Source organism: Streptomyces sp. NPDC107575, assembly GCF_055657265.1.
Genome location: NZ_JBVKBG010000005.1, coordinates 1,006,011 through 1,026,509 on the forward strand (window position 1 = coordinate 1,006,011; position 20,499 = coordinate 1,026,509).

The 20,499-nt window shown below is 71.0% G+C and carries 18 protein-coding genes; 11 read left to right on the forward strand and 7 right to left on the reverse strand.

The features are described 5' to 3' along the window. Nucleotide 1 precedes the first annotated feature (1 nt). Complete coding sequence (locus ACZ7L4_RS29355) at nucleotides 2-973, reverse strand: helix-turn-helix transcriptional regulator (RefSeq protein WP_472107280.1); 972 nt, start codon at nucleotides 971-973, stop codon at nucleotides 2-4. 345 nt (nucleotides 974-1,318) lie between these two features. On the opposite strand from ACZ7L4_RS29355, the gene ACZ7L4_RS29360 reads away from it, so the two are divergent. From ACZ7L4_RS29360 to ACZ7L4_RS29375, 4 genes are all read left to right on the forward strand, one after another. Beyond that, complete coding sequence (locus tag ACZ7L4_RS29360) at nucleotides 1,319-1,660, forward strand: hypothetical protein (protein WP_472107282.1); 342 nt, start codon at nucleotides 1,319-1,321, stop codon at nucleotides 1,658-1,660. 951 nt (nucleotides 1,661-2,611) lie between these two features. Beyond that, nucleotides 2,612-3,022 (forward strand): hypothetical protein, encoded by a 411-nt coding sequence (locus ACZ7L4_RS29365; RefSeq protein ID WP_472107284.1) that lies wholly within the window; start codon nucleotides 2,612-2,614, stop codon nucleotides 3,020-3,022. Continuing rightward, on the forward strand, nucleotides 3,019-5,196 hold the full coding sequence (locus tag ACZ7L4_RS29370) for a tetratricopeptide repeat protein (protein WP_472107285.1): 2,178 nt from the start codon (nucleotides 3,019-3,021) through the stop codon (nucleotides 5,194-5,196). Before ACZ7L4_RS29365 ends, ACZ7L4_RS29370 begins: the two co-directional genes overlap by 4 nt. A gap of 108 nt (nucleotides 5,197-5,304) precedes the next feature. Continuing rightward, nucleotides 5,305-5,796 carry a flavin reductase family protein gene (locus ACZ7L4_RS29375; RefSeq protein ID WP_472107287.1) on the forward strand — a complete coding sequence of 164 codons (492 nt, stop codon included), beginning with the start codon at nucleotides 5,305-5,307 and terminating at the stop codon, nucleotides 5,794-5,796. Between the two features lie 27 nt (nucleotides 5,797-5,823). Here the strand turns inward: ACZ7L4_RS29375 and ACZ7L4_RS29380 are convergent, their stop codons facing one another. Continuing rightward, the gene (locus ACZ7L4_RS29380; protein ID WP_472107289.1) at nucleotides 5,824-6,852 is read right to left on the reverse strand and encodes a zinc-dependent alcohol dehydrogenase family protein; all 1,029 of its coding nucleotides are present in this window, start codon (nucleotides 6,850-6,852) and stop codon (nucleotides 5,824-5,826) included. Nucleotides 6,853-7,080: 228 nt separating this feature from the next. Here ACZ7L4_RS29380 and ACZ7L4_RS29385 point away from each other — a divergent pair, with 228 nt between their 5' ends. After that, on the forward strand, nucleotides 7,081-7,275 hold the full coding sequence (locus tag ACZ7L4_RS29385; RefSeq protein WP_472107290.1) for a CsbD family protein: 195 nt from the start codon (nucleotides 7,081-7,083) through the stop codon (nucleotides 7,273-7,275). A 71-nt stretch (nucleotides 7,276-7,346) separates the two neighbouring features. Here ACZ7L4_RS29385 and ACZ7L4_RS29390 read toward each other — a convergent pair whose 3' ends face one another. Genes ACZ7L4_RS29390 through ACZ7L4_RS29400 form a run of 3 tightly spaced genes read right to left on the reverse strand, consistent with a single transcriptional unit; the run spans nucleotide 7,347 to nucleotide 9,002 of the window. After that, on the reverse strand, nucleotides 7,347-7,823 hold the full coding sequence (locus ACZ7L4_RS29390; protein WP_472107292.1) for a hypothetical protein: 477 nt from the start codon (nucleotides 7,821-7,823) through the stop codon (nucleotides 7,347-7,349). Continuing rightward, entirely contained in the window at nucleotides 7,820-8,506 is a 687-nt protein-coding gene (locus ACZ7L4_RS29395; RefSeq protein ID WP_472107294.1) for an RNA polymerase sigma factor, read from the reverse strand. The genes ACZ7L4_RS29390 and ACZ7L4_RS29395 overlap by 4 nt, the downstream gene beginning before the upstream one ends. Before the next feature lie 22 nt (nucleotides 8,507-8,528). After that, nucleotides 8,529-9,002 (reverse strand): LAETG motif-containing sortase-dependent surface protein, encoded by a 474-nt coding sequence (locus ACZ7L4_RS29400; RefSeq protein WP_472107296.1) that lies wholly within the window; start codon nucleotides 9,000-9,002, stop codon nucleotides 8,529-8,531. 546 nt (nucleotides 9,003-9,548) lie between these two features. Between ACZ7L4_RS29400 and ACZ7L4_RS29405 the strand changes: the two genes are divergently transcribed. After that, the gene (locus tag ACZ7L4_RS29405) at nucleotides 9,549-10,052 is read left to right on the forward strand and encodes an SRPBCC family protein (protein WP_472107298.1); all 504 of its coding nucleotides are present in this window, start codon (nucleotides 9,549-9,551) and stop codon (nucleotides 10,050-10,052) included. A 17-nt stretch (nucleotides 10,053-10,069) separates the two neighbouring features. On the opposite strand, the gene ACZ7L4_RS29410 is transcribed toward ACZ7L4_RS29405, so the two are convergent. Together ACZ7L4_RS29410 and ACZ7L4_RS29415 are read right to left on the reverse strand one after the other, a co-directional pair. Further along, nucleotides 10,070-12,088 carry an acyl-CoA dehydrogenase family protein gene (locus ACZ7L4_RS29410; RefSeq protein ID WP_472107300.1) on the reverse strand — a complete coding sequence of 673 codons (2,019 nt, stop codon included), beginning with the start codon at nucleotides 12,086-12,088 and terminating at the stop codon, nucleotides 10,070-10,072. Between the two features lie 135 nt (nucleotides 12,089-12,223). Further along, the gene (locus tag ACZ7L4_RS29415; RefSeq protein WP_472107302.1) at nucleotides 12,224-14,083 is read right to left on the reverse strand and encodes a helix-turn-helix domain-containing protein; all 1,860 of its coding nucleotides are present in this window, start codon (nucleotides 14,081-14,083) and stop codon (nucleotides 12,224-12,226) included. A gap of 319 nt (nucleotides 14,084-14,402) precedes the next feature. On the opposite strand from ACZ7L4_RS29415, the gene ACZ7L4_RS29420 reads away from it, so the two are divergent. From ACZ7L4_RS29420 to pruA, 5 genes are all read left to right on the forward strand, one after another. Continuing rightward, nucleotides 14,403-15,785 carry an MFS transporter gene (locus tag ACZ7L4_RS29420; protein WP_472107304.1) on the forward strand — a complete coding sequence of 461 codons (1,383 nt, stop codon included), beginning with the start codon at nucleotides 14,403-14,405 and terminating at the stop codon, nucleotides 15,783-15,785. Nucleotides 15,786-15,954: 169 nt separating this feature from the next. Continuing rightward, nucleotides 15,955-17,007 carry a proline racemase family protein gene (locus ACZ7L4_RS29425; RefSeq protein WP_472107306.1) on the forward strand — a complete coding sequence of 351 codons (1,053 nt, stop codon included), beginning with the start codon at nucleotides 15,955-15,957 and terminating at the stop codon, nucleotides 17,005-17,007. A gap of 53 nt (nucleotides 17,008-17,060) precedes the next feature. After that, complete coding sequence (locus ACZ7L4_RS29430; protein ID WP_472107308.1) at nucleotides 17,061-17,462, forward strand: RidA family protein; 402 nt, start codon at nucleotides 17,061-17,063, stop codon at nucleotides 17,460-17,462. A gap of 42 nt (nucleotides 17,463-17,504) precedes the next feature. Next, nucleotides 17,505-18,779, forward strand: a complete 1,275-nt coding sequence (locus ACZ7L4_RS29435) for an NAD(P)/FAD-dependent oxidoreductase (RefSeq protein WP_472107309.1) — start codon at nucleotides 17,505-17,507, stop codon at nucleotides 18,777-18,779. Nucleotides 18,780-18,839: 60 nt separating this feature from the next. After that, on the forward strand, nucleotides 18,840-20,486 hold the full coding sequence (gene pruA / locus ACZ7L4_RS29440; protein WP_472107311.1) for an L-glutamate gamma-semialdehyde dehydrogenase: 1,647 nt from the start codon (nucleotides 18,840-18,842) through the stop codon (nucleotides 20,484-20,486). Nucleotides 20,487-20,499: the final 13 nt, after the last annotated feature.

Below are 20,499 nucleotides of genomic sequence, written 5' to 3' on the forward strand. Positions count from 1 at the left end.
GTTACGGGGCGCGCCGCAGCGTGGCCGACGGCAGGCATCCGTAGGCCGCCCGATACTGGGAAGCGAACCGCCCGGTGTGGGAGAACCCCCAGCGCATCGCCACGGCGGTGACCGTGAACTCCCCGCCGGGCATCGCTGCCACCAGGTCTCTGTGGGCCCCCTCCAGGCGCACCGTGCGCACATAGCCGAGGGGCGTGGTGCCCAATTGCCTGCGGAACGCGTACTGCAGGGCACGTGGTGTGACACGGGCAGCGGCGGCGATGTCCGTGATCCCGATGTCCGTATGCGCGTGCTCGTCGATGAACGCACGGGCGCGGCGGGTGGTGGCGGACATCGCGTCCCGGGTGTCGGCCAGTGAAGGCTCCTGCCCGGCCACATTGTTGGGGAACACCGACAGCGCCAACATGGCCAGGCTGCGGGCCAACGTCCCCGCCACCAGCGGGCTTTCCAACGCATTGGATTCGCACACCGCTCGCGTGTGCGCTCGGGCGGACTCCCACAGCGCGGCGTCCCGGGCGGTGGCCGCGACCAGGTCGGTGAAGCGCAGGTGCTGGGCCGCGGACGGGTCGATGGTCGCGGCGGCCTCGGCCAGCAGGGCGGGGTCCAGGTTGACGGTGGCCGCCTCGAAACGGTCCGTCCGCGCCGAGTAGGGCCGATCGGGCATGTTGGCCAGCCACACCTGTCCCGCTGTGAACGTGTCGCTGTGCCGGCCGCAGGTCCGCTCGACCGACCCGCCCGTCGTCGTGATCACCACCACGGGGCTCAACGCGTCGTTGGTGAAGTCCAGTCGGGCCGGAAGGCTCACTTCGTCGTAGGCGAGCGGGCCGACAGCGACGTGCCGCATACGAAACGAGCTCTTGCCATGCCGGGACCCGCCCATGCGCAGACCCGGCCCGTACACGGCCTGCAGGACATCCAGCGCCTCGTCCCCCGTGGACGTGCTCACCTCGGCTCGCTCGACAGCTTGGCCCATACACCCACCCTCCCAGCTTGCCGCCCCTCCTCCAAACTCGCTGCTGCGGACCGACGGCCGTTCACGGGCACAACCGGCTTCGCTCAACGGACTTGAAACCGGCTGACCTGCACTCATGCCGTTCGCTCGACGGCCTGCCAGGCGGCCCCGGAGACGGCAGACTCGTCGAAGGCGCGGCTCCCCGTTGCGCGATCTCTCCCGGAGCCGCCCCGGACCCCGGCACTCCGGGAGAGGAGGACAGGGCTCCCGCCGCGCACGCACGGCTGGAGCCCTTGTTGCGGTGGGGCCGGTCACCTTGAGACGGAGAACGCCCCTCAAGCCTCGCGTCGCGTCTTGCAGGCAAGGATGCAGAGGCCGACGCCGGCGGCGACGAGCATCGCGGCGATCCCCCCGAGGGCGTGGCTCCCGGACTCCCGCCCCGTCTCGGCGAGTTGGGACCTGCGGGAGGAGGCGGGCGACGGCGACGGCGGTGTCGTGGCCGTCGGAGGAGGGGTGGGGGTTCCGGGCGGTGTCGCGCCCCGGTCCGACGGGCTTGGCGCGCTCGGCGTGGGAGTCGGCGTCGTGGGCGGCGTCGCCGACCCGCTCCCGGACGGGGAGGGGGAGGCAGAAGTCCCCACCGGCGACGACGGCGTCGGGGTGGGTGTCTCCTCCTCGCCGTATCCGGAAGGCTCGTCCTCCGAGCCGTAGCCGTCCGCCTCGTCGCCGTATCCGGAAGGCTCGTCCTCCGAGCCGTAGCCGTCCGCCTCGTCTCCGTACCCGGCCGGGGGCGACCACTCCTCGTGCGGAGTGTCCCCGGCCCCGTACCCGCCGCCGGCCTCCAGGGCAGGATTCTCGTCACTGGCGGCGCTCGTGGCCCCAGTGGGTGCGGACACTGCCAGGGCCGGTGCCGCGGCGCAGCCGATCGTGGCGACCGCCACCACCCCTACCGCCACTCCGCGCAAGCCGGCCCGCAGGCCCCCAGGGCCAGCATTTGTGTATTTTTCGTGCATACCGGTGATAATCGGGCGATCCCTCGGTGTGCACAAGTCAACGCGCCGTCGAGCCACTTGACTCGCACATCGCACGGAGCGGGGCTGTCGCCGGAGCCTGCTCGCTCTACGCCGTCACCGGGTCCTCGGACGCCAACTCGGGCGCCGGGTGCGGAATCGGCTGCACCGGACCCAGGCCACGACGCGCGCCCCCGTTCCTCCGGGGCCGCGCCGCGACACCCGGACAGCCCTCGGGCTGTGCGGACCCGCCATCGGGCGTAGGGTTCCGTGAGGCGAGCGCCCAGGCGGTGACGAGATCCGCGTATGCGACACGCTGTTCGTCGCTGAGCCAACCGCCGGAAGCCAGCATGAGGCGACGGATCTCTTCGTTGAGCTCCTCAACGGACCGCATCCCACCGGGGGGTTGTGTGGCGGACATGTGCAGAAGCGTAGCGGTGGCCGAAGACTCTTGGCCATAACATGACGAGATGCGCATATGCCGCTACATGCTGAGCGGGTGCGCACGCCGGCCACCTGGGCGTCGTCCGCGAACTCCTCGATGGCCGAACGGGACTTGGCGCTCGCCGAACTCCGGCGCACTGACACCGTCCGGCCGGCACTTCTGGATACCCTGGATCACCAGTAACGTCCGTTCCCAGGGGGAGAGTTCATGGATCCGGAGATGGTCGCGCTCGCAGGGACGGCGGGCACCACGTTGGTCGGGCTGCTGACGACCGAGGCCTGGCAGCGGGCCAGGGACGGTGTCACCGCGCTGTGGCGTCGGGCCGAACCCGCGCGCGCCGACGCGATCTCCGCCGAGCTGGAGGTCACCAGGGAGGACCTGCTGACCGCGCAGAACGACGGTGACACCGAGTCCCGCGACGAGCTGGGCACGGAGTGGCAGGGCAGGATCCGGCGGCTGCTCGCGGCGCACCCCGAGGAGGCCCGGGCCCTGCGCGCCCTCGTCGAAGAGCTGAGCCCCCTCGCACCTGACGCCCCGTCGGTCACCCAGCACGCCACCGCCTCCGGCCACGCGCGCGTCTACCAGGCCGGCCGCGACCAGCACTTCGACGGCCGATGAGCGGCCCCGGCGCAGCACGCGCCGAGGGGTACGGGCGCGTCTACCAGGCCTCCGGTGACCAGCACATCGTCGAGCACCATCATCACGCCCCCGAGTGGTCGGGGCCCGACTCGGTGCGCCACCCGGCCGTCGGCCGGGCGCCCGTCACCCTCCGCGACCGCGTCGGTGAGATGGACCGGCTGCGCGCCGCGGTGGAGCCGGGCATCGGCAACGGCGTCTACGTCCTGCACGGCCTGGGCGGCTGCGGCAAGACCGCCGTGGCGTACACCCTCTTCCGGTACGCCACCGAGCAGGCCGGCCGCGTCGGGCTGTGGGTCAACGCCTCCGATCCGGCCTCGCTGCGCTCCGGCATGCTCGCCGTGGCCGCCGACCGGGGCGCGACCGACGCCGAACTCACCGGCGCGCGCGGCGGCCTGCGCCCCGCCGCCGATCTCGTCTGGCACTACCTCGACCGCTCCGACGAGCCCTGGCTGCTCGTCCTCGACAACGCCGACACCCCGGCGATCCTGCGCGCCGGAGGATGGCTGCGCACGAGCCCCGCGGGCATCGTCGTCGTCACCACCCGCCAGGCCGCGACCCACTGGTGGCCGGGAGCGGAACTGCTCCAGTTCGGCGTGCTGCCGCGCCAGGACGCCGCCCTCGTCCTCCAGGACATCGCTCCCCACGCCGGCACCCTCGACGACGCCGCGGAGGTCGCCGACCGTCTCGGACACCTCCCGCTGGCACTCACCCTCGCCGGCGGTTTCCTCGCCCACCAGGTCATCGACCCCTGGAGCCTCGCCGACTACCGTCACCGGCTCGACGGCAGTTCCGGCACCGGCCCCGCCGCTCCGATCGAGGCAGTCGGCGCGGTCGACGAGACCCACTTCGACCCCCGGCACCTGCTCAACAGCACCTGGCAGCTCTCCCTCGACTCCCTCACGGCCCAGGGGCTTCCGGAGGCCACGCCGCTGCTGCGGCTGCTCTCCTGCTGGGCGGGCGATCCCCTCCCGCTCAAGCTCCTCGCCCGCGCCGAACTCGGCGCCGAACTGGCCGCCTCCCGTGTCGAGTCCGCCCTGCGAGGACTCCTCGACCACTCGCTCACCGAACTCGTGCCGGGGCAGGTGCGCTGCCTGCGCGTCCACGGGATCCTGCTGGACAGCGTCGCGCACGCGACCCCCGCGGACCAGCGGGAGCAGCTCGCCGCGACGGCCGCCCGCCTGCTCCTCGCCATGCTGCCCGAGGTGCCGGAGCGCGGGGCGCAGGACCCCGCGACGCTGCTGCTCGCTCCCCATGTCATGGCGCTGCTGCGGCGCGTGACGCGATGGGGCACCAGCCCGTCCACCGTCGAGAGCGCAGCAGACTGCGCCCACCGGCTCGTCGTCGCGGTGCACAGGTCGGGCGACTACGCGTCGGCGCTCACGTTGGCGACCGACGCCGTCGACCTGGCCACCGAGTGCCTGCCCGCCGACGACGCGAGCGTGCTGCGGCTCCGCCTGCGCGTGGGCCGTGCGCTGTTCCGCCTCGGCCGCTTCGAGGAGTCCGAGTCCCTGTACCAGGAACTGCGTTCGGAGTGCGAGAGGGCGCTGGGGCCCGACGCTCCCGAGACGCTGGAGGCGTGCCTGAAGATGGGGAGCCCGCTCGCCAATCTCGGCCGGATCCAGGAAGTGCCTCCGCTGCGGCGACGGGTCGTACAGGTCCGGGAGGAGACGCTGGGGAGACATCACCCGCTCACCTTGATGGCTCGGTCCTCCTTCATGGAGATCGCGTCGAACCCCGGCATGGCCGGCCTTCCGGAGCAGGCCGAGATGATCGCCACGGGGCCCGAGCTCCTGACGGACTGCCACCGCGCCCTCGGGGAGCACCACGCGCTGACGCTGACCGCCGAACTCAACTTCGCCTCGAGCCTCCGCTGCGCGGGCCGGCACGCGGAGGCCCTGCCCCACGTGCTCAAGGCGCTGACCGGATACGAGCAGATCTTCGACCCGGACTACTTCCTGGTGCTGAACGCACGCCATGCGCTCTGCGAGATCCTCGCGGCCCTCGGCCGGTACGCCGAAGCGGTCGAGCAGGGCGAGATCCTGGTGGCGGGCCGCATCCGGGTGCTCGGCCCGGTCCATCCCTGGACACGTACCGCCCAGGACCTGCTCGCCGGGTACCGAGCGGCGCACGCCTCGCTTCCGGCAGAGGAATGACCGGTGGTGTGCGGCTGGGCCCTGCCCGTGGTCAGCTGGAGACGGACCCAGCCGCACACCTGGCCGACCCGACCGCCGTGCTTGCCGACCCGAGGAGGTGTCGCCGCCATGCCGCCCGTCGCGGACGCGTTCGTGGATCATCTGAACCCGGAACTGTGCGTCGTCACCGCCGAGGCCGACGGCGCGCGGGCGGGCTGCCTGGTCGGCTTCTCCTCCCAGTGCTCGATCCGCCCCGTCCGCTACGTCGTGTGGCTCTCGAAGGCCAACCGGACGTACGACATCGCCAGGCGCGCCGACCACCTCGCCGTGCACCTGCTGGGACACGACCAGTACGCGCTGGCCCAGCTGTTCGGCGGCGAGAGCGGCGACCAGGTGGACAAGTTCGCGGCGGTCGACTGGAGCCGGGGCCCGCACGGAACCGTGGTGCTCGGGGCGGCCCGGGCCTGGCTGGTGGGCCGCGTCGTGGACCACATCGGCGGGGGCGACCACGTGGGCTTCGTCCTCGCCCCGGAGGCCGCGGACACCGGCGACGCGCCCGGGCGCCGGCCGTTCAGGCTCTCCGACGCAGAGGACATCACCCCGGGACATCCGGTCGACTGAGGACGCCTGCCGACGGGCGCCGCCGGTTCAGGGCGCGATCATCGTGACGCCCCGCCCCGGCGCCGTCCCCATCGCGTGGAGCGCGGACGGGACCTCGTCCAGACCGATCGTGGCGGTGACGAGACGGTCGGGGCGCAGGGTGCCGCTGGTGACCAGCTCCAGCATGCGCGGGTAGGCGTGCGCCGCCATGCCGTGGCTGCCGAGGAGTTCGAGTTCGAGGGCGACGACCCGGTCCATCGGGAGGTGTGCGCCGCCCGGCAGCAGGCCCACCTGGATGTGCCGCCCGCGACGGCGCAGGCTCGCGATCGACGCGGCGCTGGTGGTGGGGGAACCCAGGGCGTCGAGGGAGAGGTGGGCTCCGCCGCCGGTCGCCTCCCGGACGGCTGCGGCGGTGTCCGGGACCTCCGCCGCGTTGACACAGGCGTCGGCGCCGAATTCGGTCGCCATGGCGAGCGCATCGGGAGAGACGTCCACCGCCACCACCCGGGCGCCGGCCGCCACCGCGATCATTACGGCGGACAGGCCCACCCCTCCGCAGCCGTGCACCGCCACCCACTCCCCCGCGGCCGCGCGCCCCTGGTCGGCCACGGCACGGAAGGCGGTGGCGAACCGGCAGCCGAGGCTCGCGGCGGTGGCGTCGGTCATGCCCTCGGGGACGGCGACGAGGTTCACGTCGGCATGGTGCAGCGCAACGTACTCGGCGAACGACCCCGCGTGGGTGAAGCCGGGCTGCTCCTGGCGCTCGCACACCTGGTGGTCGCCGCGGACACAGGAGGCGCAGCGCCCACAAGCACAGATGAAGGGGACGGTGACACGCTCGCCGGGCCGCCACTCGGTGACATCGGCGCCGATCGCCTCGACGGTGCCGGCCAGTTCGTGGCCGGGAATGTGCGGGAGGCGGACGTCCGGGTCGTGCCCCTGCCAGGCGTGCCAGTCGCTGCGGCACAGCCCCGTCGCCCCGACGCGCACCACGACCCCGTCCCGGGGCGGTTCGGGGTCGGCGACCTGCCGTACCGCCGCGTCCTTGCCGAACTCCTCGAACACCACTGCGCGCATCGCGTGTGCTCCCCTCTCCCGACAGCCACTTCCGTCCGCCGTACCTGACACCGCTGGTCGCTCGCCGCTCGGCCACGCGGACAGGAGCAGCAGAGCACAGGTCACAAGCGAAGCCAAGACAGATCGAGGCCCTCCGGCACTCTCTGCGACCGCTCCAGATGCGCCCCCTGTAGAGCCCTCATATCGTTGCAGCAATCCCCCCAGCTCAACCACGCGAGGAGCACCGTCATGGGCGACAAGAGCGCCATGGACAAGGCCAAGGGCAAGGCCAAGGAGATGACCGGCAAGGTCACCGGCAACGACCGGATGAAGACCGAAGGTCAGGCCGACCAGGCCCGCGGCAAGGCCAAGGAAGGCATCGAGAACGCCCGCGACAAGGCGGAAGGCGTCCGCGATTCCCTGCGAAACGACGACGACCGGTAACCGGCCTCATGCGTGTGCCCTCCCCCTGGCGGGAGGGCACACGCATGCACATGCAAGCAGCAACGCCCGTTTCACTCGGGTGTGCTCGGTCGGGCCGTGGGACGCTCGCCGTCCGTCGCGGTCGGAGACTGGGTGGACGGGGACGAAGTCGACGCGGACGGGGTCGAGGTGGACGGGGCCGCCGGAGTCGGGACCGCCGAGCTTGATGGCGACGACGGTGAAGGGCTGGGGGTCGGGCGGTGGTTGGGGGCGGTCGGGGACGAAGGGGCGGCGGGCGGTACGGGGGTGCGGTCCGGGTCCGGGGTCAGGGTGACGTAGCCGATGGCCAGGGCCGCGGCGGTGGCGAGTCCGGCGGCCGGGAGGGCGAAACGCCGGCCGAGGCCGCGGACCCGAGGCAGTCGGCGCAGGTGCGGGCCTGGCGGCCGGGCCGGGCGCAGGGCTCGTACGGTGACGCTGTCGGCGCGCACGGCGAGTGCCTCGCGCAGCCGCTGCTCCACGGGACGTTCGGCCTGGCCGGCCGGGCGGACGGGTGGTGTGCGGGGAGTCATGTCCGGCCCTCCAGGATCTTTTCCAGTGCGTCCAGGGCGCGGCTGGCGTTCGACTTCACGGCGCCTTTGCTGATGCCGAGGGTGGCGGCTATCTCGGCCTCGCTGAGATCGGCCCAGTAGCGCAGGACGAGGACTTCGCGGCGTCGCGGCGTGAGCCGGGTCAGTGCCGCGAGGACTTCGCGGTGTGCCTCGTCGAGGACGACGGAGTCCTCCGCGGACGGTGCTTCGCCGGCCGGTGGCGGCGTCCACGCCCGGGCCGTGCGACGACGACGCAGCACGGACCGCGCGGTGTTGACGACCGAGGTACGCAGGTAGCCGAGGGCGTTGTCCACCTCCGTGATGTCTTCGCCGTGGCGACGGTAGAGGGCGGTGAACGCGTCCTGCACGACATCCTCGGCGGTGGCCAGGTCGTCCACGAGCAGCACCGCGAGACGCACCATGCGCAGCCGGTGCGCGTGGTACAGCTCGCCGATGGTGGGTGGCCGGTCGAGGTGGGTGGGTGTGTACGAGGTCGCGGCCCGGCCCGGCGCGTCGGTGGCCGGACCGGGTGCCCCTTCGAGGGTGGACCGGTCGCGCCGCAGCAGCCCGCGCAGCACGCCCCGCCATCCTGGGCGGACGCGACCGTACGGGAGGGTGAACGGCCGTGGTGGCGGGGCGAGTTCGTCGACTGCGGGGGTGTGCACAGGGTTCCTCGGGTGTGCTGCGTCAGCGGTGCGAGCGGCGGCGTACGGCGAAGAGGGTTCCCGCGCCGGCGGCGACGAGTACGGCGGCCCCGGCGCCCAGGACGGTGGTGGTCGTGTCCGAGGACCCAGTATGGGCGAGCTCGTCATCGGCCGGGGCGGGTGCGGGGGTTCCGGGCTTGGTGGGAACGGGTGCCGGGGTTCCAGGCCTGGTGGGAACGGGCGAGGGCGTGCCGGTCTCGGTGGGTGCGGCGCTCGGCACGGCCGAGGAGGCAGCGCCTCCCTCGTCGCCGGGGGCGGCGGGCGCGGCCGTGGGCGGCTCGCTCGTGGCCGGCGTCGGGACGCTGCTGGCGGACGCCGAGGGCACCGGGCTCGGCTTCTCGGTGGCGGCGGCGGCCGAGGGCACCGGGGTGGCCTGGGCGACGGGCATCGCGGACAGGCCGGCCAACAGGCCGGTGGCCACGACGGCACTGCGCACAGCAGGAACAAGGTGGTTCACGGGAGCACTCCACGGTCGGGGTGACGGATGCCGGACGGCACCCTTCACCCCCACACGACGCGCGAACCCGCATCAGGTTGCCGAGGCCGCGGAAATATTTTCTGCCCGGCGGCGCCGCGTTCGCGCTCTCGTGTTCCGGACGGCTTCCCGGGTAGGCGTAGGGAGAGCGAGGACGCAGAGTCGCGTCGCGAGCCTTGTCGAACAACAGACACCACGGAGGCGTCATGGCCGGCATTCTCGACCGGATCAAGCGGTACAGCCGCAGCCCGCAGGGCAGGAGGGCGATCGCGACCGCGCGCCGGACGGCATCGGACCCGCGCAGGCAGGCCCAGGCTCGCGCGTGGCTCGCTCGGCTGCGCCGCCGGTGAGCGCGGTTGGGGCGATGACGCGGGCGTAAACGCCGGCGGCGACGGCCGGTCCGGCGTACTGGGTACGCGGCCTTCGCCGGCCGGCTTAGGCGTGCCATGATCCTACTCAGCAGTAGCCAGCCGGTTCCGGCCCGTGAGCCGGAACTCGTCGATCGCATGCCGTCAGTTGGAGGGACCCGTGGCCCGCGTCTTCACCGTGAGCGACAGCATCACCATCGCCGTTTCACCGGATGCCGCCTACGAGGCCGTCAGCCGCCCCGCGGACATGGCGCGTTGGAGCCCGGAGAACCTCGGCACGACGAACGGCTCGCCCGTGGGGCAGGCCGGACTCGGCACCACGTTCGTCGGCCGCAACAAGCGTGGGGCGTTCCGGTGGTCGACCCGGTGCACGGTCACGGCGGCGGAGCCGGGCCGCCGCTTCGCGTTCCGTGTGCATGCGATCGGGCTCAAGCAGCCGTTCCTTCGCGGCCCCATCGCCACCTGGGAGTACCGGTTCGAGCAGGTCGGCGACGGCACCCGCGTGACGGAGACCTGGACGGACGACCGGCGCGCCTGGCCGACGTTCGCGGCCAACGCGTTCGACCGCGTCGCCACCTCGGGAAAGACGTTCGCCACATTCCAGGGGCGCAACATCGCGGCGACACTGCGCAACCTCAAGCGCGAACTCGAACTCACCCACTGAGTCCAGAGCTACCCGGATCACCCCACCAGATCAGGAGAGCGCAGCATCTCCGGCGGAATGCCCCACGCGTCGACGAGATCGACGGCTAGGGGCCTGATCTTCCGGCAGAGGTTGTTGATCTCACGGCTGATCGTCTTGGAGCGCTGGACGGTCAGCCGGCCGTGCTCCATGAACCACGCCCGGTCGGCCTCGATCGTCGACAGCGCGAACAGGTCGCACAACAGCCCCAGGGCCACCTTGTTGCCGTCGCCACCGGCACCGCCACCGTCACTGTCAGCGCCTGTGTCCGGCAGCGCGCGCAGCTTGTCGACGAACGCCTCGAGCACCAGACGTTCAACATGCGCACGCGCCACCGAGATCACGTGATCCTGTACGTGGGAGAAGACGGCACCGGGATCGCGCCCCTCGTCCACCCCGCGCTTGAGGCGTCGGGCCAGAGAGGCGAGCATGTGCTCCTCGCGGAACCGGACCATGGCGAGCTGGTAGTCCGGGTCGAGGAGCCCGGCCTCCTGGTCCCACTCGTCGCCACCGGGCAACAGGTCGCGCACACGTTCCAGCAGCTTGTGCACCGACGTCTTCTCTATGACCGTCTCCACGGCCTGGCCGGTCACGAACCGGACCATGCCGAGCTGGTCGAGGTCCTCGAACTCGTGCGCGTAGTTCGTGAGAAGCCCCTTGGCCACGAGCTGCAGCAGGACGTGGTTGTCGCCCTCGAAGGTGGTGAAGACGTCGCTGTCGGCCTTGAGCGCCGCGAACCGGTTGACGGCGAGGTAGCCCGCGCCGCCGCACGCCTCGCGGCACTCCTGAATGGTCCGCGTCGCATGCCAGGTCCCCAGCGCCTTCGTGCCGGCGGCCCGTGACTCCAGCTCCCGCCGGGCCTGCTCGTCGTCGCGCTGCTCCCCCGAGGATCGATCTTCGGAGAAGACCTCGTGCAACTGGGTGCGCACCACGTCCTGGGCGAAGTGCAGGGCGTACGTGCGGGCGAGCAGCGGCAGCAGGCGCCGCTGGTGCATCCCGTAGTCGAGCAGCAACTGCTCCTCGCCGGCCTCCGACGCCGCCGCCTCGAACTGCCGACGGCGCACGGCGTACTTCGTGGCGATGGCCAGGGCGACCTTGGCCGCGTTGATGGCGCCGCCGCCGACGCTGACCCGCCCCTGGACGAGGGTTCCGAGCATGGTGAAGAACCGGCGGCCGGGGTTCTCGATCGGGCTCTCGTACACGCCGTCGGGCGTGACATCGGCGAACCGGTTGAGCAGTGCCTCGCGCGGCACCCGTACGCCGTCGAACCAAAGGCGGCCGTTGTCGACTCCGTTGAGCCCCATCTTCCGGCCGGCGTCCTCGATCCGTACGCCCGGTGCCGGCGCGCCGTCGACACGGATCGGCACGACGAACGCATGCACCCCTTCCCTCTTGCCGTCCACCTCCAACTGGGCGAACACAACAGAGAGTTCGGCGTGCCGGGCGGCGTTGCCGATGTAGTCCTTGCGCGCGGCGTCGCCGTGCGTGGTGATCACGAACTCCTGGCTCGCGGCGTCGTACGTCGCCACGGTGCCGAGCGCCTGGACGTTGGAGCCGTGCCCGGTCTCGGTCATCGCGAAGCAGCCCATCAGCTTCCCGGTGATCAGATCCGGCAGATGGGCCCGGTGGTGCCGCTCGGTGCCGAGGTGCAGGATCGCACCGCCGAAGAGGCCGAACTGCACGCCCACCTTCACCAGCAGCGACAGATCCCCGTAGGCGAGTGTCTCGAACGCGGCGATCGACGCGCCGATGTCACCGCCCCCGCCGTACTCCTTCGGAAACCCCATCCCCGTCTGCCCGGTGGCCGCGAGTTCGACGGCAAGCTCACGCACCCGCTCGCGGAACGCGTCGATCCCGAGTTCCTCGGCATCTTCGAGCACGGAGGCATGCGCGGACAGATTCGTCCGCACCAGCTCCCGGATCTCGGCGTACTCACCGTCGAGCAGCGCGGTGAGGGCCGGTACATCGACGGTGGGGGGTGTGTGGCCGTCGGAGGCTTGGGGGGCGTTGCTGATCATGGGGATCAGGTACCCCGTGGGGGCGGGGCGCAAGCGGTCGACAATTGCCGGCAGCCCGATTCGTGGCACGGAACCGACCTCCGGATCCCTTCGCCGTCCGCACGCATGCCATGCCTCGTGGGCGAACTCAGCCGCCTACGACACACCTGAACGGCTCGCCGCCTGCCCCTTTCGGGGGTCCCCCGCCCGGCGGTCCGGCACACCAGCCAGCGTGGTCCACAGATGGGGATCGAAGGTTTCGTCGGGAAGCTGGGCCGCCATGTAGCGCACGCTGCGTTCGACCTTGACGCGCCACAGGCGTGCCGCCTCCTCGCCGTCACCCTCGCGCAGCGCATCGAAGATCAGGCCGTCCTCGCGGGCGATGAGGTCGACGGCGCCGTCCGCGAAGTCCAGCCCCAGGACCGTGATGAACATCCGCAGCCTCAGGGTGAGTTGCTGGAAGAAGAGACTGGCCTGGGGCATGTCGGCAGTTCTGGCGATCATGTCCTGGAAGTGCAGGTCTCCTCCCCCGATGCGGTCGTGCGCATGCTTCCGGGCGATGGCGCGCACCTCGCCCAACGCGGCACGCACCTGGTGGAGTTCGGAGGAGTGCAGCATCGCGGCGCGCCGGAACAGTAGGGCGCCGAGGGCCGAGCGGACTGCGTACAGATCGAGGACGGTGTTGATGTCGACGCGCGGGACGGCGACTCCTCCGTCAGGCAACGCCTCGAGCAGCCCTTCCGCGGCGAGCACGCGCAGTGCCCGGCGCAGGGCCCGCCGCGAGATTCCGAGGCGTCGGGCCAGTGTCGCCTCCATCACCCGTTCCCCGGAGCGCCATGTGGCACCGAGCAGTGCGTCGAGGAGTTCCTGGACGACCGGTTCGGACATCTCCGAAGCCGCGCGCTCGGCGTCTGCTGCGCCTCCACTGATGACGTGTCCGTCCTTGCGGAGCCTGACCTGCCCGCTTCTGGCGTCAGCTGAGTCAGAAGTAGTACGTGTCCAGGCGAAGGCTTTCGAAGGAGCCGCGCCCGGGCCGCACCAGGTGCGCAGGGCTGTGCGCAAGGACGGTAGGGACGCTCCGTAGCCGGTGGATTCGTCGTGGCCGAGGGGTACGGCGTGGGCGAGGAGCGCCTCCGCCTCGTCGATCCACGACGGCCCGTCCGGGACGAACCGGCAGTGCGTGCGCGGGTTCTGGCCCACCCATGTGCCGATCATCTGCCGGGTCGGAGCCTCGGGGTCGTCGTCGATGAGCAGATACATCTCCGCATGGCCCGGCACGCTGCTCCTCAGGTCTTCGAGGAAGCCGTTCAGTGCCGCCAGACCTTCGGACTCCTTGGAGGCTTCCCCGACGGCAGGGGTCAGGGCGGCGCCGACCGCGACGAGGTTCCTGAGGCGCTCGGCGAGCCTGCCCACCTCCGGTGGCGCGCCCCTCAGCGCTCCGGATCCCCCGCCTCGTGACGGGGCGCGTCGGCTGCCCACGACGGCCAGGACCTGTAGCGCGGGAGCCAGGAACAGGCCGACCACGTCGCGGACTTCCACCTGCGGAAACGGGGTGCGCCGCTCACCCTTGGGACCCGCCGCGGTCACGCGCTTCACCTGGAGCCGCCAATCGCGCCAGATCCGGCTCACTGTCGCCTGGCTCAGGCCGGTCTGCCCTGCCATGGCGCGGGTCGTCCAGTCGCGACCGCCGTCGGGGGGCTCCTCCAGCAGGCGCACCAGGATGTCCGTCAGGCCCGGACCGTCGACCTTGCGCGGCCGCCCGGTGCGCGACCGGTCCCCCAGCCCCTGGGCCCCGTCGGCGACGAAGCGCGTCCGCCACTTGCGGACCGTGTCGCGGGAGACCCCGAGCCGTTCCGCGACCGCCCCGTCGCCGGAACCGGGAGAGTCCGCGCAAGCCAGCACGATGTGGGCGCGCTGCGCCAGGGCGCGCGATCCAGAGCGGCTGCGGCTCCACTTGAGCAAGGTCACGCGGTCGGCCTCCGTGAGGACGACGGTGCCCGGAAGGGCTTCGGTCATGGCGCGCAGCGTAGGCGAACTTATGAATCGCTGGAACCCCCGTTTCGCACCGGGCCACCAAGGCATTGTTGCCGCCCCTCCGTGACCGCAGACTCCTTGGCGCCAGGCGGTCACCCCGCCGAAACCGACACGACACCAAGAGCACGCTTCATGCCCACAGCTCGCTGAACTTCCTTGGCCTTCGAGATCAATTTCGAGCACAGAGACGTGTTCGCGGAATCGGCCGGCGCCCCCGACGGGCCACCGGTCACGCCTCGGCCCGCAACACGTGTGCAAGGCCGGGCGGTTGGCGCAACGATCAGCATCAGGAGCCACACTCGTGGACCAATCAATCATCGACAAGCAGCCTTATGGGCGCTTCCACCGAAAACTCTTCCTGCTGTCCTCCGGTGGGCCCTTCCTCGACGGTTACATCCTCAGCATCATCGGTGTGGCCATGGTCGGCGCGACCGATGAACTGGGGCTGAGCTCCTTCTCCGAGGGGCTTGTCGGTGCCGCCGCGCTGATTGGTGTGCTGGTGGGTGGTGTCGTCTTCGGCCCGATGACGGACCGGGTCGGCCGGCAACTCATGTACACCATCGACCTGATCGCCCTGGTCGTCGCGTCACTGATGTCGCTGTTCGTGACCGAGGCCTGGCATCTGATCGCCGTGCGCTTCATCGCAGGGCTCGCGATCGGCGCGGACCATCCCATCGCCACGGCGCTGCTCGCCGAGTGGCTGCCGTCCAACCGGCGCGGCCGGACCATGGGCGCCCTGGTCGGCAGCTGGTTCGTCGGCGCCTCCGTGTCCTACGGGGTCGGGTATGCCTTCGCCGTCTTCGTCGGCCACGACGCCTGGCGGTGGGTGCTCGCCAGCGCCGCGGTTCCGGGCATCCTCTTCCTGATGGCCAGGCTCGGCACCCCCGAGTCCCCGCGGTGGCTGCTGCGCCACGGCCGCACGGAAGAGGCCCGCGAGTCGATCAAGATCGCGTTCGGCAGCTATCCGACCGAGCAGGAACTCACCCAACTCGCGGAGAGCGAGCCGCCGCAGAGTTCGCGCATGCGGGATCTGTTCCGCGGCGGATACCTGGGCCGCACCATGTTCGCCGGCTGGTTCTGGGCCTGTCAGGTCGCGCCGTCCTTCGCGATCTGGACCTTCTATCCGGTGGTGCTGGGCGGCTATGGCTTCGAGCAGGGCAATACCGCACTGCTGTGGTCCCTGATCGTCTCCCTGGTGACTCTGGCCGGCTGTTACCCGTGTCTGCGCATGGTCGAGACCGTCGGCCGCAGGCCCGTGCTCATCTGGACGTTCGTGGGAGTGGCCGCCTCCATGGCCATGCTCGGCGCCTTTCCCGGGATGGCCGCGGGCCTCGCCATCGCGATGTTCATCATCAACGCCCTCGCCCTCGGCGGCGGCAACACCCTGCAGTACATCTATCCGACCGAGCTGTTCCCCACCCACATCCGCGGCAGCGCCATGGGTGTCGCCTCCTCGATCAGCCGGATCGGCGCGGCCGCGGGCACGTATCTCATGCCCATCGGCCTGGAGCACCTCGGCCTCGGCCCCACGATGATGATCGGCGGTGCGGTGGCCCTCGCCGGCGCACTGATCAGTGCCGCCTGGGCGCCCGAGACCAAGGGTCTGGCGCTGCACGAGACCGCCGGTGTCGGGCCGATGTCGGCCACCAGGGCCAAGCCTTCAGGCGCGGTCAAGGTCCCCTGACCCGTTCCGGGCTCCGCCCGCCCTCTCAGGGGGCTCGGCACCGTCCGCCCCGAGCCCCCGGGCCATCACCACCTCGCTTGTCCCCCCCCTGTCCCTCCCTCCCGTGGCACTCCGTCGCCCCAATTGCCCCGCTATTTCCGGCGGGCGGCAGCAGAGGAATCAACCACCCATGTCTTTCAAGCGCATGATCCACGCAGTGGAGACGCACTCGGGCGAGCCGATGCGTGTCATCACCGGCGGCGTCCCGCACATCCCCGGCGCTTCCGTCTACGAGCAGATGAAGTGGCTCGAGGCCAACGACGACCAGCTGCGCAAGCTCATGCTCCGCGAGCCCCGCGGCTACCCCCCGCTGTGCTGCAACCTGATCGTGCCGCCCAAGCACCCGGAAGCGGCAGCCGGCTTCATCGTCATGGAGCAGGTCGAGTACCCGGTGATGAGCGGCGGCAACACCATCTCCGTCGCCACCGTGCTCCTGGAGACCGGCATGATCCCCATGCAGGAGCCGGTCACCGAGTTCAAGCTCGAATCCCCAGCCGGCCTCATCGGGATCCGCGCCGAGTGCCGCGACGGCAAGGTCAAGCACGTGACGTTCGAGAACGTCCCGGCCTTCGCCGCGCACATCGACGCGAAGATCGACGTGCCCGAGCTCGGCAGGGTGAGCGTCGACGTCGGCTGGGGCGGCATGTTCTACGTCATCGCCGACGTGCGGCAGTTCGACTGGCTGGACCTCGTCCCGGAGCAGGGCCGGGAGATCGCCCGGGTCTCCTCGCTCATCCTGCGGGCCGCCCAGGACCAACTGCCGGTGGAACACCCCGACTACCCGGGGATCGGCATCACCATCTCCCAGCTGTCCGGGCCGACCACCAACCCCGCCGCCGACCGCAAGAACGCGGTGACCATGGCGAGCGGCCCGGTCGACTTCGACAACCCCGCCACCTGGACCGGATCCGTGGACCGCTGCCCCTGCGGCACCGGCACCTGCGCCCGCATGGCCACCCTGCACGCCAAGGGCGAACTCCCCCTGCACCAGCCGTTCCGCCACGAGGGTGTGCTCGGCACGGTCTACACCGGCGAGCTCATCCGCGAGACCAAGGTCGGCCCGTACGACGCGGTGGTCCCGACCGTCGGCGGCCAGGCCTGGATCACCGGCCACAGCACCCATGTCCTCGATCCGGACGACCCCTTCACCGAGGGCTTCACCGTGGGCGATCTCTGGGCGTAGCCCCCGCCCCCTTCCCCGCACTCGTACCAACTGCACTGCAAAGGAAGCACTTCATGATCACGCACGACGTCGCCGGCCGGGAACTCATCACCCTCGAGACCACCCCCGCGACGGCCCCGTACTCCGCGGCCGTCGCCCTCGGTGACCTGGTCTTCACCAGCGGCGCACTGCCCACCCAGCCCGACGGCAGTTGCCCCGCCGACTTCAGCGACCAGGTCCGCGCCGCCCTGGCCAACCTGGAGAACCAACTGAAGGCAGCGGACGCCGACTTCACGACCGTCCTCAAGATCAACGGCTATGTCTCCGACATCGAGCGGCTGCCCGAGCTCAACAAGGTCTACGACGACGTGGTGAACGTCCACGGCAAGCCCGCCCGCACCACGGTCGAGGTCTCCCGCTTCCGCGGCCGGGTCCAGGTGGAGTTCGAGGCGATCGCCCACCGCAGGACCGCCTGAGACACCACGATCCGCACACCCCACAGCAGGCAGGAACCGGCAGTGAAAACCACCGTGATCGGCGCCGGAGTCATCGGACTCGCGTGCGCCTACGAACTCTCCGAACTGGGACACGAAGTCACCGTCGTCGACTCGGGCGCGGCCGGTGCCGCCGCCTCGGCGGGCAACGCGGGATGGATCACTCCCTTCCTGTCCATGCCGCGGGCCGCCCCCGGCGCGGTGCGCGACGCCCTCAAGAACTTCACGTCCACCGAGGGCGCGGCGCGCATGCGCCCGCACGCCGAACTCGACTTCGCCTCCTGGGTGACCAAGTTCCTGTTGTCCAGCTCCAGGAAGCGCAGCGCCCAAAGGACCGCCGCTCTGCAGCAGTTCTCCCGCCAGGCCCACCAGCACGTGGACGCGCTCCTGGAGCGCGGCGTCGAGTTCGAGCACCACACCGCCGGTCTCGGCGTCGTGTTCAAGGACGCCACCAACCTCGCGCACTACGAACAGACCGCGGCGCGCATGCGCTCCCTCGGCTACGAGGGCAACATCACCGTCCACCGCGGCTCGGACGTCACCGCCTTCGACCCGGCCCTCCGCGGCGACATCGCCGGCGTGATGCACCTGGAGACGGAACGCCATGTGCGACCCGAGTCGCTCAGCCAGGGACTCGCCAAAGCCCTGGTGAACAACGGCGGTTCGCTCATCGAGAGCGAGGGTGTGCTCAGCATCGAGCCGCAGAAGACGCGCGGCAAGTGGACCGTCGTCACCGAGGGCGGCCGGGGCATCTCTTCGGACCATGTCGTCGTGGCCGCCGGCTACGGCACCCGGTCGCTGCTCAGGCCGCTCGGCGTCAACGTCCCGCTGGAGGCCGCCAAGGGCACGAGCCTCACCGCACGCGGCGAGGGCGTCGCCCCGACCCACGCGCTCAAGCTGTACGAGAACATGGTCGCCTGCTCGCCGTTCGGCGAAGCGGTCCGCCTGTCGGGCACGTTCGACCTCGGCCGCCGCGACTTCCACCTCGACCGCAAGCGCCTCGACATGGTCGTCCGCCACGGCCTGAGTTACCTCGACAGCTGGCGGCCCACCGACGTGGAGATGGAGTGGGTCGGCCACCGCTCCACCACCGTCGACGACACCCCGGTCATCGGCCCCGTCGACCACCGCCCCGGCCTCTACCTGGCCACCGGCCACGGCACCCTCGGTGTCTCCCTCGCCCCCGCCACCGGCGCACTCGCGGCACGCGAGATCGCCGGCCAGGGCGAGCAAGCCGCCCTCGCCCCCTTCCGGCTCTCGCGCTTCGGACCGCGCACGGTCCGCGCCATCAAGCACTGATCACCGCTCAACCACCGCACGACCTCTGCATCACCACCGCACCAAAGGAGTACGTCTCTCATGACCGGCGCCAACCACCCCCTCACCGGCAACTTCCACGTACCGGCCCCCGAGAACGAGCCCGTCAGCGAGTACCGTCCCGGCTCGCCGGAGGCCCTCTCCCTCCAGGCCGAGATCAAGCGGATCGGCGGGCAGACGCGACAGATCCCGCTGTCCATCGGCGGCAAGGTCTTCGAGACCGCCACCACGCAGCCGGTGGTCTCGCCCCACGACCACCAGCGGGTGCTCGGCCAGTTGAGCCTCGCCGACGAGTCCCACGTACGTGACGCCATCACCGCCTCGCTGGAGGCCCGTCACGACTGGTCGCGCACCCCGTGGTTCGAGCGCGTCTCGATCTTCCTGCGCGCCGCCGAGCTGCTGACCGGCAAGTACCGCGACGAGGTCAACGCGACCACGATGCTCAACCAGTCGAAGACGTTCCACCAGTCGGAGATCGACGGTGTCTGCGAGCTGGCGGACCTGATCCGCTTCAACACGCACTACGCCGAGGAGATCTACACCCGCCAGCCCAAGTCCACCCAGGGCGAGCAGAACTACCTCGACCAGCGCGGCTTGGAGGGCTTCGTCCTCGCGGTCAGCCCGTTCAACTTCACCAACATCGCCGGCAACCTGCCCTCGATGGCCGCCATGATGGGCAACACGGTCCTGTGGAAGCCCTCCGAGAAGTCGGCGGTGAGTACGGACGTCGTCCGCCGCGTCTTCGAGGAGGCCGGTGTCCCGCCCGGTGTCATCAACTGCGTGCACGGCGACGGCAAGATGGTCGCCGACATCGCGCTCGCCGACCCGAACCTGGCAGGGCTCAGCTTCGTCGGCTCGACCCAGGTGTTCCGGCAGCTGTGGAAGCAGGTCGCGAACAACATCGACACGTACCGCGGCTACCCGCGCGTCGTCGGTGAGACCGGCGGCAAGAACGCGATCATCGCCCACCCGTCCGCCGACCAGCAGGCCCTCCTCACCGGTCTGACCCGCGGCGCCTTCGAGTTCCAGGGCCAGAAGTGCTCCGCCGCCTCCCGCGCCTACATCCCGCGCAGCATCTGGACCAAGCTCAAGGACAAGCTCGCCGAGCAGATCGAGTCCCTGGTCGTCGGTGACGTGGCCGAGCACGAGACGTTCGTCGGCGCCGTCATCGACGAGGTCGCCCACGACCGCCTCGCCGACGCCATCGCGCGCGCCAAGGCCTCCGGCACCCACACCCTCATCGCGGGTGGCACCACGTCGAAGGAGACCGGCTACTTCGTCCGCCCGACGGTCTTCGAGACGACCGACCCGAACGCGTTCACCCTCACCACCGAGTTCTTCGGCCCCCTCCTCACCGTCTACGTCTACGAGGACGCGGACTGGACCGAGACGCTCAAGCTCGCCGACCGCACCAGCCAGTACGGCCTCACCGCCTCCGTCTACGCCAACGACCGCAAGGCCGTCGCCGAGGCCCTGGACATCCTGCGCGACGCCTCCGGCTACCTCGCCATCAACGACAAGCCGGCCGGAATGTCCATCGGCAAGCAGCAGTTCGCGGGCGCCCGCGCCTCCGGCACCAACGACAAGATCGGCTCCCCGCTCGCGCTGCAGCGCTGGGTCAGCGGCCGGTTCGTCAAGGAGAACCTCGCCCCCGACACCGACTACCGCTACCCGTACATGGGTGTCTGACCGCACGTAACAC